The organism is Archangium minus, from assembly GCF_044360475.1.
In the GTDB taxonomy this organism is placed as follows: Bacteria; Myxococcota; Myxococcia; order Myxococcales; family Myxococcaceae; genus Archangium; species Archangium minus.
Map to the genome: position 1 here is coordinate 7,378,551 of NZ_CP043494.1, position 14,407 is coordinate 7,392,957.

Annotated in this window: 14 protein-coding genes; 8 read left to right on the forward strand and 6 right to left on the reverse strand. The window is 68.1% G+C overall.

Annotation, left to right across the window (positions count from 1 at the left end; genetic code table 11):
* Nucleotides 1-62 precede the first annotated feature (62 nt).
* The 6 genes from rplC to F0U60_RS29955 form a co-directional block, all read right to left on the reverse strand.
* The gene (gene rplC, locus F0U60_RS29930) at nucleotides 63-737 is read right to left on the reverse strand and encodes a 50S ribosomal protein L3 (protein ID WP_395804739.1); all 675 of its coding nucleotides are present in this window, start codon (nucleotides 735-737) and stop codon (nucleotides 63-65) included.
* A gap of 142 nt (nucleotides 738-879) precedes the next feature.
* A complete protein-coding gene (locus F0U60_RS29935) occupies nucleotides 880-1,653 on the reverse strand; it encodes a hypothetical protein (RefSeq protein ID WP_395804741.1) in 774 nt (257 codons plus the stop codon).
* A 33-nt stretch (nucleotides 1,654-1,686) separates the two neighbouring features.
* The gene (locus tag F0U60_RS29940) at nucleotides 1,687-2,085 is read right to left on the reverse strand and encodes a hypothetical protein (RefSeq protein WP_395804743.1); all 399 of its coding nucleotides are present in this window, start codon (nucleotides 2,083-2,085) and stop codon (nucleotides 1,687-1,689) included.
* A 144-nt stretch (nucleotides 2,086-2,229) separates the two neighbouring features.
* Nucleotides 2,230-3,303 carry a HupE/UreJ family protein gene (locus F0U60_RS29945; RefSeq protein WP_395804745.1) on the reverse strand — a complete coding sequence of 358 codons (1,074 nt, stop codon included), beginning with the start codon at nucleotides 3,301-3,303 and terminating at the stop codon, nucleotides 2,230-2,232.
* 35 nt (nucleotides 3,304-3,338) lie between these two features.
* Complete coding sequence (locus F0U60_RS29950; RefSeq protein ID WP_395804747.1) at nucleotides 3,339-3,902, reverse strand: hypothetical protein; 564 nt, start codon at nucleotides 3,900-3,902, stop codon at nucleotides 3,339-3,341.
* Nucleotides 3,899-4,054 carry a lmo0937 family membrane protein gene (locus F0U60_RS29955; RefSeq protein ID WP_116119722.1) on the reverse strand — a complete coding sequence of 52 codons (156 nt, stop codon included), beginning with the start codon at nucleotides 4,052-4,054 and terminating at the stop codon, nucleotides 3,899-3,901. The genes F0U60_RS29950 and F0U60_RS29955 overlap by 4 nt, the downstream gene beginning before the upstream one ends.
* Before the next feature lie 265 nt (nucleotides 4,055-4,319).
* Here F0U60_RS29955 and F0U60_RS29960 point away from each other — a divergent pair, with 265 nt between their 5' ends.
* The 8 genes from F0U60_RS29960 to F0U60_RS29995 all read left to right on the forward strand — a co-directional run bounded on the left by F0U60_RS29960 (nucleotide 4,320) and on the right by F0U60_RS29995 (nucleotide 14,316).
* Nucleotides 4,320-5,033, forward strand: a complete 714-nt coding sequence (locus F0U60_RS29960) for a lytic transglycosylase domain-containing protein (protein ID WP_395804750.1) — start codon at nucleotides 4,320-4,322, stop codon at nucleotides 5,031-5,033.
* Nucleotides 5,034-5,239: 206 nt separating this feature from the next.
* Nucleotides 5,240-5,560: an STAS domain-containing protein gene (locus F0U60_RS29965; protein WP_395804752.1), complete on the forward strand. Its 321-nt coding sequence runs from the start codon at nucleotides 5,240-5,242 to the stop codon at nucleotides 5,558-5,560.
* A 157-nt stretch (nucleotides 5,561-5,717) separates the two neighbouring features.
* Nucleotides 5,718-6,110, forward strand: a complete 393-nt coding sequence (locus tag F0U60_RS29970; RefSeq protein WP_395804754.1) for a PAS domain-containing protein — start codon at nucleotides 5,718-5,720, stop codon at nucleotides 6,108-6,110.
* 350 nt (nucleotides 6,111-6,460) lie between these two features.
* On the forward strand, nucleotides 6,461-7,441 hold the full coding sequence (locus tag F0U60_RS29975; RefSeq protein WP_395825517.1) for an AAA family ATPase: 981 nt from the start codon (nucleotides 6,461-6,463) through the stop codon (nucleotides 7,439-7,441).
* A gap of 71 nt (nucleotides 7,442-7,512) precedes the next feature.
* Nucleotides 7,513-8,397 carry a DUF58 domain-containing protein gene (locus tag F0U60_RS29980; protein WP_395804756.1) on the forward strand — a complete coding sequence of 295 codons (885 nt, stop codon included), beginning with the start codon at nucleotides 7,513-7,515 and terminating at the stop codon, nucleotides 8,395-8,397.
* Nucleotides 8,394-10,418, forward strand: a complete 2,025-nt coding sequence (locus F0U60_RS29985; protein WP_395804758.1) for a DUF3488 and DUF4129 domain-containing transglutaminase family protein — start codon at nucleotides 8,394-8,396, stop codon at nucleotides 10,416-10,418. The genes F0U60_RS29980 and F0U60_RS29985 overlap by 4 nt, the downstream gene beginning before the upstream one ends.
* A gap of 408 nt (nucleotides 10,419-10,826) precedes the next feature.
* Nucleotides 10,827-11,717, forward strand: a complete 891-nt coding sequence (locus F0U60_RS29990; protein ID WP_395804760.1) for an RNA polymerase factor sigma-32 — start codon at nucleotides 10,827-10,829, stop codon at nucleotides 11,715-11,717.
* A 127-nt stretch (nucleotides 11,718-11,844) separates the two neighbouring features.
* Nucleotides 11,845-14,316 carry an OPT family oligopeptide transporter gene (locus tag F0U60_RS29995; protein WP_395804762.1) on the forward strand — a complete coding sequence of 824 codons (2,472 nt, stop codon included), beginning with the start codon at nucleotides 11,845-11,847 and terminating at the stop codon, nucleotides 14,314-14,316.
* The last annotated feature ends 91 nt before the right edge of the window (nucleotides 14,317-14,407 follow it).

The following is a 14,407-nucleotide window of genomic DNA, read 5'->3' on the forward strand; positions in this document are numbered from 1 at the left end:
GGTAGGACGATGAACCCGGCCCTCCCTCAGCGAGGGAGGGAGCACACACAGGGCTTGCGGCCTTACTTGGCGCGCGCGGCCTTGTGCTGCTCGCGCAGGGCCACCTTGATGCTCGGACGCACGACGATGATGCCGTCGTTGTGGCCGGGGACCGCGCCCTTGATGAGCAGCAGGCCCTTCTCCACGTCCACGTCCACCACGGTCAGGTTCTGGGTGGTCACCTGCTCCACGCCGTAGTGACCGGGCAGCTTCTTGTTCGGGTACACGCGGCCGGGCGTCTTACGCTGACCGATGGCGCCCGGGTGACGGCGGTACTCGTGCGTACCACGCGTCTTCGTCTGCGAGCCCTTGAAGCTCCAGCGCTTCATGACGCCCTGGAAGCCACGGCCCTTGGTGATGCCGGTGACGTCCACGAGCTGGCCCTTGGTGAACAGGTCCGCCTTCACGGCGTCGCCCACGTTGTAGCCCGCGGCGTCCTCCGCGCTCACCCGGAACTCCTTCAGGTGACGGCGCAGCGGCGCGTTGTTCTTCTTGAAGAAGCCCAGATCCGCCTTCGTCAGGCTCTTCTCGCGGATCTCCCCAAAGCCCAGCGTCACCGCCGAGTACTGGTCCTTCTCCGGAGTCCGCTTCCCAACGACCTGGCAGGTGTTGACGTCGACCACCGTCACGGGAACGAGGTTACCCTCCTCGTTGAACACCTGGGTCATTCCAATCTTCTTGCCAATAAGACCCTTCACGTCGTCCTCACAACTCGTGCGTCTTGCACGAAAACATCAATGATTTCAGCAGTTTGCGTCCGACTTCAGTCCCCGGACGCCGGGAAGCGGCGCAATGTAGCAGCTTGCCCCCCACCGTCAAGCACGGCGGGAGGCCTTGGCTTCACTCCGCGCGATCCAACCGGGGATAGAGCGGTGCGAGCTGCGCGTCCTGAATGCGCTGCGCATACACGTCCTCGCCGAGGAGGAACAGCGCCTGATCCAGATAATCCTCCGCGGCCTGGACCTCGGTCTCCTTCTCGGCGATCGCCTGGTCGATCTCCGCCATCGCCTGCTCGAAGGCCTCCTTGCGGGCGGTCATCTCGTCCTCCAGCTCGAGCATGCGCTTGTGTGCCAGGATGCCGGGCGCCCCGGGCTGCCCGGGCTTGGGCGTGAGCACCAGCTCGATCTGACGCGCCAGCTCCTCCACCTCGCGGGCCAGACGCATGGTCTGGATGCGGTTCTTCTTCAGGTTGTCGCGCGAGACAGAGAGCTTGGCCTCGTCCTGGGTGGTGAGCTCCAGGTCGGCGTGCTTCTTCTCCAGCTTCTTGAGCGCGTCCTGGGCGTAGCGCATGTCCGCGCGGCGGCCAGACAGCGTCTTGCGGAGGTTCTTCGTCTGCCCCTCCACGGCGTCTACCGCCTTCTTCCACTTCTTGACGATCTCAAACTGGACAGCCCGCTCGTCCTCGTACTGAGCGAGGTAGTCCTGCCAGGCCGCGTCCTCGTCGTTCATCTGCTGCTCGAGCCCGGCCAACTCATCACGGCGGGCCACCAGCGCCGACTCGGCGCGGTAGACGCGGTCCATGGTCCGAGGACAGTTGGGCTTGCCCGCCAGACGATCCCTCGCGAGATCGCCCAGTTGGAATATCAAGTCGTTGTAGCTCTCCGCCTTGGGCATGCCCCCCTTTTTACGCCTAAGGCGAGCAGGCTGTCAGCTCTCAGCCGGAGCGGCGACCGGGGGAGCACTGGCCTCGGCGGCAGCCTGGGCGGCCCCCTCGGCCAGGGCGAAGAGCTCCCGGGAGCGGTCCTGCTCCTCGGTGCGGTTGAGCTCACAGACCCAGGCGCTGGACAGGTCCGCGTGCTGGCGGGCCAGCTCGGCGGTGGACTCGTAGCGAGCCGCGGAGGCGCGCGCGAAGGCCCCCTCCCGGCGCAACTCCATCACCGTGTCCTCGTCGAGGGTAATCTCCTCGGGCGGCACGGGCAGAGGACCGCGCCCCAGTGCCGCCAACCGGGCCAGCAGCCTCGAAGCATGTGCTCTACAAAAAGCGGCGAGTACCATCAGCCGCGCTCGTCCGCGGCTATCACCCAGTCGCTCGGCGAGCATCGTCATGCGCCGTGCTGAAACAACTTCGGATTCCCACGCCGCGGCCAGTGCTGCAGCCAAGCGGGTATGCCTTGCGCCCATCGGCCCTCCCCAAGTCCTGCCCCCAATCCCGGCTCGAAACTAGGGACGGACTCGCCAGGATTCAACCGATCACCCCAGTGCGCGCTCCAAGAACCAATACCCTCCGGCCGAGAGGATGAGGAGCGACAGACCGCGAACTGTCCTCTGGTGCAATACGGGCCGGCGCTGCACGAGCCGGACGATCGGCAGCAGCACGGCGACGACGGCCGCCTGTCCCAGCTCCACGCCCAGGTTGAAACCGAACAAGCCCGTCACCACGGAGTCGTCCAGGCCGTAGCCACTCAATACGCTGGCGAAGCCGAAGCCGTGCACCAGCCCGAAGAGGAAGGTGAGCAGGACCCTGTGGCGGTGTTCACGCAGCAGCAGGTTCTCCAGCGCCACCCAGATGATGGACGCGGCGATGGCCGCCTCCACCCAGCGCGTGCGCGTGTCATCCAGGAGGATGAAGCCCAACGCGGTGGCCCCCAGGGTGAGGGAGTGGGCCACGGTGAACGCTGTCACCAACAGCAGCACCCGTCGCCAGTTGCCCCCCACCAGCAAGAGGGCCAGCAGGAAGGCCAGGTGATCAATTCCCTCGAAGATGTGCGTGAGCCCCAGGCCGATCCACGCGAGCAGGCCCGAGACGGCTTGCCGCTCTGGTTGTCCTGGCTCGGACACCACGAGTGTGGGCTGGGTGGCGTCCGCGAAGCGCTGCCCCTGCTCTCCCTGCACGTAGCTGCCGAGCACCACCTTGTAGTTGGGCGGCAACAGGGACAGCAGGGTGAAGCGCTGACGAAGCTCGCCGGGCGCGCAGGAGAAAGAGGCGCCGAGCTCCACGAAGGCCTCGCGGATTCGCGCGGTGGTGCCGGTACGGGTACAGGGCTGACCCCGGGCGCTCAGCGGGATGGCGTCCCAGATGCCCACCGCCAGCGCCTGCGCACGTGCGTCGAGGTCCGCCTGCGTGAGCGTGCCATCCCCGTCCGCGTCCGCGGGGATGAGCAGGGCGAGCGTGTCCGCCGTCAGGGTGATGCGCTCACGCACCTCCGGCTTGCCCGCCTCGGGGCGCCAGAGCTGCGCGTAGAGGATGTCCGCGTCATGCGCGCCCGCGCTCCCCACCAGCAACAGCAGGGCGAGGCAGGCCAGCCGCTGGGCCGTCAGCCACATGGGTCCGGAGAGTGCCCCCGGTCGCCCGCTCTCGTCTACTCCTCGATGAATTGCAGGTGGATCTGCTGCCGGCCGCTCAAGCCCCCGTGTCGGGAGCCGCAGCGCGGGCAGTAGAGCGGCCCTTCCCAATCCCAGAGGGCCTTCACCTCCTCACCGCAGCACACCAGGGGGATGACTCGGAGATCATCCGTGTCCTGCGGCATGGGCCCGGGAAGCGCCTCTGGCTCCACGCTGACAAAGGTGGGCCGGGGGTTGAGGGACAGGGTGCGCGACACGTAGGCGAGTTGCTCGTAGCGCACGTGGTTGGCCCAAGCCCGCGCCAGGGCTTCCACGTGGGCCTGCTGCGCGGGGGTGAGCCACTCGTCCCCCGGCGCCCGGTGTCCACAGTAGAGGCACCACCAATCCGGCACCTCGTCGAAGCTCTCGTGCGCGTTCTCGAACGGAAAGAGCGAGGCCAACCTCCGCTGGAGGATGCTCGCGTCATGGCGGCAGGGCCGCGTCTTGAAGTCCCGCTGGCACTGCGGACACTCGCGCCGCACAAAGCCGCTCGCGTCCTGCGGTAGCTCCAGATCGATGATCGCGGGGGCGTAGCGTCTCATGCGAGCGCCCCTCTGCCCCGGCGCGCCAGCGCCAGGATGAGGGTCACCATCGAGAAGATCAGCAGCAGGTGCACCCACCGCCCCTCGGTTGAACCGCTGATCAACCCGAGCACCCACAGCACGAACAGGATCGCACTCATCGTCCAGTACACGCCGCCCACTCCTCTCCCATGTTGCGGGGGACCGGGCGAAAAGCTGGGTCGCCTGGTTGGCCTCGGCAACCCCTCCTTTCGACAGTCTCTGCGTGGGAAGATCGTTTCCCAGATCTGACTTTTTTTCTGGAGCGCCCCTTCCCTCCCACATGGCCTCCCTCGTGATTCCGGGCATTTGCCTCGCTGGCACGGTGACTGCTTTGAGCGGCGGGCATCTGCCACACGGGACGTGCGGCTCACTGAGCGCGCGTGGGGAGGGTGAGTGATGAGAGGGTGGGCGGTGGCGATGGTGGTGGCGAGCAGTCTGGTGAGCACGACGGCGTTGGCCTTCCAGCCCTATTTCCCTGGGCAGAACAGCGCGGAGGTCACAGAGCTGCGCGCGAGGTTGGCCGAGCAGGAGGCCAATCTGGCGCGGCTGGAGGAGGAGGCGGCGCTCTACGCGGAGGCGGAGCTGCTGGGGGTGACGGCGGCGGTGCAGGCCTCCCAACTGCCGGAGCGGCAGCAGCGGCGGCTGGCCATGGCTATCGTCCGCGAGGCCAAGCGCAACGGCGTGGACCCCATGCTGGTGGTGGCGGTCATCCGCTGCGAGAGCTCGTTCAACAACTATGCGGTGTCCCACGTCGGCGCGATGGGGCTCATGCAGGTGATGCCGGACACGGGCAGCTACCTGGCAGACAAGGCCGGCTTCAAGCTGCGGCGCCACACCAATCTGTTTGATTCGGAACTGAACGTGGAGCTGGGGACGGCCTACCTGGCCAACCTCATCGAGCGCTTCGGCACTCCGGAGAAGGCGCTGGTGGCCTACAACGCGGGGCCCACCCTGGCGAAGAAGATCCTCGCCAAGCGCGACGCGCGAGATCGCTTCATGGCGGGCTACCCGACCAAGGTGATGCGCGAGTTCCGTCGCCTGAAGGCCCAGCAGGCACAGGAGCTGTCACGGCTGGAAGCTCAGAAGAAGACGTCTGGCGGACCTGGGTGATGGGTGGCAAACAGTTTGCGAGCCCGCTGTACGACAAAGAGGCGGTTTTTTCAGTGGCATGACTGCCTTTCCCGCGAAAACGGAAGCACTCTAAGTCGCCGATCTGATGCGCCGGGGTGGGTGGTTCCACGCCGGACCGGACTTACCCGACACACTCCGGTTCTTCACAAATAGACGCATCCGGCTTCGATGGAGAGAGACGAACCATGGCGGGGCTTGAGATTCACCGGGAAGAACTCGCGGGGCGGTTGACCCTGCGTCTCACGGGCACGCTGGATGGCCGCACCGCGATGCTGCTGCGCAGCTCGTTGGACGAGCTGGGTTCGCGGGAGGTGGTGGTGGACTTCACCCACCTGCGGGAGTTTCGCGACTCCGCGGTGGCCGTGCTTACCCACGCGCTGGAGGATCGGAAGATCCAGCTGCGCGGGCTGGCGGGGCACCACGAGCGGATGTTCCGCTACTTCGGACTCAGCACGGGCAGCGTGACGCCGCGCGCGTATTACACGCCAGAAGAAGTCCTGGCGTGAGTATCAGCATGGGCGGGAGGATCAAGGTGACGACGTTGGGCTGGACAGCCTGATCCTCCCGTGCCCATTTGTTCATCCGGTGGGGTTCTTGATTGGAAGGCGGACCTCCGACTGGAGGGAGGCGCCAATCAATGCATCCGAGGTCCACCCTTGAAAGGTGATTTCCTCTGGAAGTGCACCACCGCTGCTCGGGTTGGACACCTGCTTCTATGAGCAGATGGAGGAGGCCATCGGCATCTACAGCCGAGAGGCTCGGGTGCTCTACCTCAACCCGGCGGCGGAGCGGATGATTGGCAGGCCGCGGGAAGAAGTGTTCGGCCACATCTTCTGGGGTTGGTTCTCCCACCGCATCTACGCGAGCGGGGACGTCATCTACGCCATCGCGGTCGACATCACCGACCAACGCCGGACCCCCCCTTCACCCAGCTCGTCACCCGCAGTGCCGAGGCCGGACGCCGGCAGCTCCAACGGCTGGTGCGGCTGGTGGATGATCTGCTGGACGTCTCCCGGATCTCCGAGGGCCGACTCCAACCGAGGCTCAAGGAGATAGACCTGGTGACGCTCACCCGCGAGGTGGTGTCCCGGTTCGAGCTCCAGGCCACGACGGTGGGCTGCCAGTTGGAGCTCACCGCGCCAGGGCCGGTCGTAGGCCGGTGGGATCGGCTGAGGCTGGAGCAGGTGGTGGTGAACCTGGTGGACAACGCGCTGAAGTATGGCCCCGGCAAGCCCTCGACCCCTGAATCCGTGGCCCACCAGCACTCCCCGTCAACCTGGGAGTGTGCAACAGACAACCCCAGGGGGAGCCGGCGGGAGATGCCCTCCCTGCCTGCCTGCTCTCGTGAGCAATCGCCAACCCCCCGGGTTCTGAGGCCGCTCGACTGGGGTAAAGTGGTGGGCCAGATGAACGCCCCTGCCCGATCCGTCAGTTCCCTTCCCTCCTCCGCCAGCGCGCGGACCACGCTGGAGCGCGTGGCCGCGCACCTGTCTCTGGCGGTGCAGGGCAAGGACAAGGAGATCCGCCTCGCTGTCACGTGCATCGTGGCAGGAGGGCACCTGCTGTTGGAAGACGTCCCCGGAGTGGGCAAGACGACGCTGGTGGAAGCACTCGCCCGCTCCTTCGCCCTCTCCTTCTCTCGTGTCCAGTTCACCGCGGACCTGATGCCCGCCGACATCCTCGGCGCGCAGGTGTTCCACGCTCAGACGGCCACCTTCACCTTCAGGCCCGGCCCGCTCTTCCGCCAGCTCGTGCTGGCTGACGAGCTCAACCGCGCCCCGCCGCGCACGCAGTCCGCGCTGCTGGAGGCCATGGCCCAGGGCCAGGTGTCCCTGGATGGTGCCACCCATCTCCTGCCCCGCCCCTTCACGGTGGTGGCCACGCAGAACCCGGTGGACTTCTCCGGCACCTATCCGCTGCCGGACTCGCAGCTGGACCGCTTCCTCATGCGCCTGTCGCTGGGCCACCCCTCGCCCGAGGTGGAGGCCCGTCTGCTCACCACGCGGGACTCGAGCTCTCCCGTGGACCTCCTGACCGCGGTGACGTCTCCCGAGGAGCTGAGCGAGCTGCGCACGCAGGTGGCCGCGCAGCGTCTGGACGACACCGTGGCCGACTACGTGGTGCGGCTGGCCCAGGCCACGCGCGCCCACGGCGACATCGAGCGCGGTGCCTCGACGCGCGCAGTGCTCGCGTTGGGCATGGCCGCCCGCGCGTATGCCCTCTGGGAAGAGCGCTCCTTCGTAACGCCCGGGGACGTGCGGGCGGTGCTCGGGCCGTGCCTGGCGCACCGGCTGCTGCTGCGCAGCGCCAACCAGGGTGCCTATACCCGTGATGAGGCGGCTCACCTCCTCGAGGAGGTCGCCCGGAAGGTCCCGGCGCCCCGGTGAGTCCTCCGCGTGTCTCTTGGCGGCGCCTCAAGGCCGCCCTCCGTCCGCCGCGCACCCTCAAGGTGACGCGAATGGGACGCACCTATCTCGTGGTGACGTTCGGTGTGGGCCTGGGCGCGCTCAACACTGGCAACAACCTCCTCTACCTGGTGCTCGGGTTGTTGCTCAGCGTCATCATCCTCTCTGGCGTGCTGTCCGAGCGCTGTCTGCGCGACCTGTCGGTGCGGCGCGTCGGCACGGACGGTGCGTTCGCGGGAGAGCCGTTCGCCTGCCGTTGGGGCGTCACGCGCCGCAAGGGGCATGCCTTCGCCCTCACCCTGTCCGAGGTGGACTCTCCCCTCACGGGCGAAGGCGGCGTGGGCTACCTGCCGGCGGGCGCGGAGCACGTGGTGCGGGCCGATCTCACCGCCCCCCGGCGAGGCCCGCTGAAGCTCACGGGCGTGCGCGTCACCACCACCTGGCCGCTGGGCCTCTTCGCCAAGACGCGCGTCTTCCCATTGGAGGCCACCCTGCTCGTCTATCCGCGGCGGGGCATCTCCTGCGCGGATCCAGGCGAGGCCGTCGTGGGCAACGTGGGCGAGTCCAACAACCCCCACCGACTGGACGGCACCGGAGATGTGGCGGGTCTTCGCGAGCTCGGCGAGCACGAGGACGCCCGGCGCGTGCACTGGTTGAAGAGCGCCTCCGCGGGCAAGCTGCTCAAGGTGGAGCGCGAGCGCGAGGAGCGCCGCACGTACATCCTCGACGTGCAGTCAGGGCTCGTGGGTGACGCGCTGGAGCGGCGCTGCGAAGAGGTGGCGGATCAGGCCCACCGGCTGATCGAAGCCGGCCATGAGGTGGGACTGGAGTTGCCCGGCCAGCGGCTGCGTCCGGGTGCGGGCAGTGGACAGGAGCGCGCCATCCTCCGAGCGCTGGCGTGGCTGGGCTTCGAGGAGCAGCGGGAGGAAGCAGCATGACACGGCCCAACCGGCTGCGGCTGGTGCTGCGAGACTTGGGCACAGGAGCTGCGTTCGCGTCCATGGCCGTGTCCGGCCAGGTGCCCATCTGGGCGCTCGGGCTCGTCGTGCTCGCGCTGGTGGTGGCGTTGATGGGCTTTCGCCCCTTCGCTCGCGCGCCTCGGCTGACGGCGGTGCTGCTGGTGCCGGTGGCGGGCGCGCTCTACCTGGCCGTGGCCTCGGGACAGATGGACCTGGTGGTGGCCGCCTGCTCCTTCGCAGGCCTCGTCGCCTCCCAGCGGCTGCTGTCGGACACCAGCCCCACCACGGACGGACAGGTGCTGCTGGCCGGACTGCTGATGATCGCCGGTGGCGCGGCGCTCTCCGGTGAGCTGCTCTTCGCCGTGTGCCTGCTGGCCTTTGCGGTGCTGGCGAGCCTCTCGCTGGGGCTGGGCGTGGTGGAGGCCGCCGTGCCCCCGGGCGAGCCCGTGCCGGTACGCCAGGTGGTGCGCCCGCTGGCCATGGGCACCGCCGTCGCGATGCTCGGCGCGATTGCCTTCTTCGTCCTCTTCCCGCGCCTCAACTGGAACATGGGCGTGCGCCGCGCTTCCCCGGGGCTCGGCACGGCCACCACCGGCTTCGCCGACACCGTGCGCCTGGGCGGCTCGGGCACCCTCAAGAGCAACCCCCGCGTGGTGCTGCGGGCGAAGCTGACGCCTGACCCCGGCGTCGAGCAGCTCGCGTCCTACTGGGTGGGCCGCACCTATGACACCTTCGACGGCCAGGAGTGGTCGACGATCGGCGCGCCGAATAATCGCCGCCGCACGCGCGTGACGCTGCGCCGGGGCTCGGAGAAGCAGGTGTACCAGAAGATCGAGCTGCTGCCCGCCTACGGCAGCCGCACGCTGATCGCCCTGGAGACGCCCGCCAAGCTGGGCAATGCCCTGACGCACACCGTCACGGGCGACAAGCGCACCCAGTTGCAGGAGCTGGGCGGCGACGAGCTGCGCTTCGTGGAGCAGGGGCTCGGGTATGCCTACGAAGTGTACAGCGTGCCTCCGGGCACGGACACGGATCCGGGCAAGATGGATCAGAAGGAGGCGGACCAGCTCCTGGCCCTGCCAGACAACCTGGATCCCCGTGTGGAAGCGCTGGCCCGGCAGGTCGTGGGCGACGAGAAGGATCCACTGGCCGCGGCCGACAAGCTCTCGGCCTGGCTGCAGCGCGAGTACCAGTACACGCTCGAGCTGGGTGGGGACGTGGCGGATCCGCTGGTGGACTTCCTGTTCGTGCGCAAGGCGGGCCACTGCGAGCACTTCGCCTCGGCGCTCACGCTGATGCTGCGCACCCTGGGCTTCGAGGCCCGGCTCGCCACGGGCTTCTTCGGCGGCGAGCGAGTGGGAGACGAGTACATCGTCCGCGCCGGAGATGCCCACGCCTGGACGCACGTGCTGGTGCCCGGACGAGGCTTCATCACCGTGGACGCCACCCCCGCGGCGTTCCGCGCCAACCAGTCGCTGCAGCTGCTGGAGTCGCTCATCTCCATGTACGAGGCCATCGAGTCGGCGTGGCGCTCGTCCGTGGTCGACTACTCCTTCCGCGACCAGATGAACTTCATGCGCGATCTGTCGCGTCCGCCGCGCGAGCCAGGCAAGGAGCGGACCCGGCTGCCACCCCTGCGTGCGTGGCTGACGGCGGCGCTCGTCGGTGCGGCCGTGTACTGGACGTGGAAGCAGCTCTCGCGGCGCAAGCCTCGGACACCGGCCCTGGAGGCCACGCGCTTCGTGGACGCAGTGGAGCGCCAGCTCGCCACGGTGGGCGTGCGCTCACTGGAGGGCGAGACGCTCGAGGACGTGTCCGCGCGGCTCTCCCGAGAGGCGCATCCGCTGGCGCCCACGGTGTCGCCGCTCACGCGCCGCTACCTCGAGGCCCGCTTTGGCCAGCGCCCGCTGCAGCCCGGCGAGGCGTCCCGCATGTTGAAGGACCTCAAGCAGGCCATCGACGCGCAACGCAAGCAGGCCGCGAACAACCGCGCCGCGTAGCGCGCTGACGAGCCCTCGCCTCTCCGTCCGCCCTCCAGGGGTGCATCAACGTGCACCTCGCAGCGGCTGCGCGGCCTCCTTATTACCGGTGGGACGACGGGAGGCGACCCCTCCCGCCCACGACGCCCTGATCAGAAGTCCAATGGCAATCAGGGCACCAGGAGGTCATTTGAGGAGAGAGGCGAATTATTTACTTCCTCAATTCCCCGGTGGCGCCGCCCCTGACCTGTAACGCTTACGGGTTTCCGTCCACCGTCGTGCGGTCGCATCGGCCAAGTATGCGTTGTGACTGGAGAAATCTCGCGTGGAGGCGTGGCACACCCGTTGCTCTAGGCACCCTCCATCTAGTTGTCACGAGGTTCAAACCTCTTCTCACCGGCCTCGGCGCGAGGCCACTCGGGAGAACCCATGCAGCTCTCTACTGAGCAATCGTCCAACTCGGGCTCGCTGGCGATGTACCTCTCGGAGATCAACCAGTACGCCCTGCTCTCGGTAGAAGAGGAGCAGGCTCTGGCCCGCAAGTACATCAAGGGCGATCTGGCGGCGGGCCACCGGCTGGTGACTTCCAACCTGCGTTTCGTGGTGAAGGTCGCGTACGAGTACCGCTCCTACGGCATCAAGATGTCCGACCTCATCCAGGAGGGGAACATCGGCCTGATGAAGGCGGTGCAGAAGTTCGACCCGGACAAGGGCATCCGCCTCATCTCGTACGCGGTGTGGTGGATCCGCGCGTACATCCAGAACTACATCCTCAAGAGCTGGTCGCTGGTGAAGCTCGGAACCACGCAGGCGCAGCGCAAGCTGTTCTTCAGCCTGGCCCGCACGCGCCGCGAGCTGGAGAAGTTCGGCAGCGTGGACGGCTCGGTGGTGAACGTGGATGAGATCGCCAAGCGCCTGCACGTGAAGCCCGGCGAGGTGCGCGAGATGGAGCAGCGCATGGGCGGGCGGGATCTGTCGCTGGACGCGCCCATGGGCGAGGACGGGGGCAACAGCCACGTGGACTTCGTGGTGAGCGCGAGCGCGCCGCAGGACGATGAGTTCGCGGACAAGGAGGAGGCGGGCCTCATCAACGCCCGGGTGCGCACGGCCCTCATGCGGTTGGATCCGCGCGAGCGCTTCATCATCGAGCAGCGCGTGATGAACGAGCGGCCGATGACGCTGAAGGAGCTGGGTGAGCACTTCGGCTTCTCGCGTGAGCGCGCCCGCCAGCTGGAGATCCGCGCCAAGGACAAGCTCAAGGCCGAGCTGGCCGCGCTGATGGCCGAGGTGGATCCCGACACCACCGCAGCCGTGCAGTAGGCCACACGAGGTTCTCCGATTGCGTCCGGGGGGACGCTTCGCCGAGGCGCTTCCACACCGATGAGGGGTGGAGGCGCCTTGGTTTTTGCTACAAGGGCTGGGTTCCCGCACAAAGTGAGGAGCCCCCGTGTCCCACGGCCAACCGCCGCTCTCCGAGGACCGCGTCCCCGTTGCCCAGGCCCCCAGGGCCCTCGCCCACAAGCCCTATGTCCCCGCCACCGAGTCGCGCCCGGAGCTGACGGCACGCGGGCTGGTGCTGGGCTCGGTGCTGGGCATCATCTTCGGTGCCTCGTCGGTGTACCTCGCCGTGAAGGTGGGCCTGACGGTGTCCGCCTCCATTCCGGTGGCGGTGCTGTCCATCGCCATCTTCCGGGCGCTGGGCCGCTCCAACATCCTGGAGAACACCATCGTCCAGACGGTGGGCTCGGCTGGCGAGTCGCTCGCCTTCGGAGTGGCCGCGGCGCTGCCTGCCCTGCTGCTGCTCGGCTACGACATCGACCTCTTCCACGCCTTCCTGGTGGCGTCGCTCGGCGGAGTGCTGGGCGTGCTGATGATGATTCCCCTGCGTGACGGGCTCATCGTCCAGGAGCACGGCAAGCTCACCTACCCCGAGGGCACCGCCGCGGCGGACGTGCTCATCGTCGGCGAGGAGGGCGGGACGAACGCCCGCACGGTCATCCTCGGCTTCTCGGTGGGCGGGCTCTACAAGTTCGCCTACGCGGGCCTGCACCTCTTCAAGGAAGTGGTGGGCACGGCGCTGAGCCAGGTGAAGACGACAGCGACTGGGCTGGCGCAGCGGGTGGGCTACGCAGGAGGCTCCATCTCCATGGAGGTGAGCCCGGAGCTGCTCGGCGTGGGCTACATCATCGGCCCACAGGTGGCGGCCATCACCTTCGCGGGTGGCGTGCTCAGCTACCTCATCCTCATTCCCCTCATCACCTTCTTCGGCAGCGGCCTGGAGCAGCCGCTCCTGCGGCCGGACGGCACGCTCATCCGGGACATGGATCCGGACACGGTGCGGGACGCGTACGTGCTGTACATCGGCGCGGGCGCGGTGGCCACCGGCGGGCTCGTCAGCCTCATCCGCTCGCTGCCCACCATCATCAGTGCCTTCCAGCGCGGGCTGGGCACCCTCCTGGCCTCGCGGCGCAAGGAGGCGGCGCCGGTGATGCTGCGCACCGAGCAGGATCTGCCCATCACGGTCGTGCTCGTGGGCAGCGCGCTGCTCGTGCTGGCCATCTGGCTGGCGCCCCCGCTGCACGTCAACTTCGTGTCCTCGGTGCTCATCGTGGTGTGCGGCTTCTTCTTCGTGACGGTGAGCGCTCGAATCACGGGAGAGATCGGCTCCTCGTCCAACCCCATCTCCGGCATGGTGGTGGCCACGCTGCTCATCACCTGCCTTGTGTACCTGATGCTGGGGTGGACGAGCTCCGAGGACCGCTTCATGGCGCTCACCACGGCGGCCATCGTGGGTATCGCGGCCTCCAACGGCGGCACCACGGCGCAGGATCTGAAGACGGCCTTCCTGGTGGGAGGCACGCCCCGGCGGCAGCAGCTCGCCCTCTTCGTGGGAGTGCTCACCAGCGCGCTCCTCATCGGTCTGGTGTTGGTGGTGCTCAACCGGGGCGCTACCGCCATCATCCCCGAGACGCATCCAGGTCAGACGGTGAGCGTGGTGGGCGACCAGACGCGCACGCAGCACACGTACCCCTGGGCGGTTCCGGAGCAGGCCCTGTCGGCGAGAGGCGTGAAGCTCGCGGAGCTGAAGGGTCCACTGTGGAGACAGGGGCTCGAGGTGGCACAGGGGCCAGGCGGCGCGCCCGAGCTGCGGAGCTGGAGCGCGCTGCCGGTGGAGCGCGTGGCGGGCACGGACGTGCGGCTGCCCTCGGGGCAGACGGTGAAGGTGTCCGAGCTGGGCGCGGTGACGCAGGGCCCGGAGCGCACCTGGCGGGTGGGATACGTCCGGGGCGCGGACACCCCGGTGCCCTCGGGCACGTACCTGGTGGATGACGCGGGGGCCATCCACTACGTGGTGGATCCGGGCATCGGCGGACGCATCACCAGCTACGAGGGGCAGACGCTCACCCGCTACCCCGCCCCCAAGGCGCAGCTCTTCGCCCTCATCATCGACGGCATCCTCACGCGCAAGCTGCCGTGGGATCTGGTGCTGGTGGGCGTCTTCATCGCGCTGATGCTCGAGCTGTGCGGCGTGTCCTCGCTGCCCTTCGCGGTGGGCGTGTACCTGCCCCTCTCCAGCACCGCCCCCATCTTCGTGGGCGGCATGGTGCGCTACGTGGTGGACCGGGTACGCGGGGGCACCGCCGCCGAGTCCGAGTTCTCCCCCGGCACCCTGCTCTCCTCGGGCTACATCGCCGGTGGCGCCATCGCGGGCGTGCTCATCGCCTTCCTGGAGATCGCCAGCGACGGGGCCTGGACGCGCGCCATCGACATCCCCGAGCGACTCGGCGACACGCCCTTCTCGCGCTTCCTGCAGGAGTCGAACATGTGGGGCCTGGGTGTCTTCGCCCTCCTCACCGCCCTGCTGCTGCTCACCAGCCTCAAGGGCGAGAGCGGCGCGCAGGCCAGGCCCGCGAAGTAGCCACTGAACCTCCAAGCAGGGTTGGCCCGAGCGGGTAAACCCCCAGGGTTCTTGACGTTTAAGGAGAGGCGAAACGGGAAGAATCAGGGTA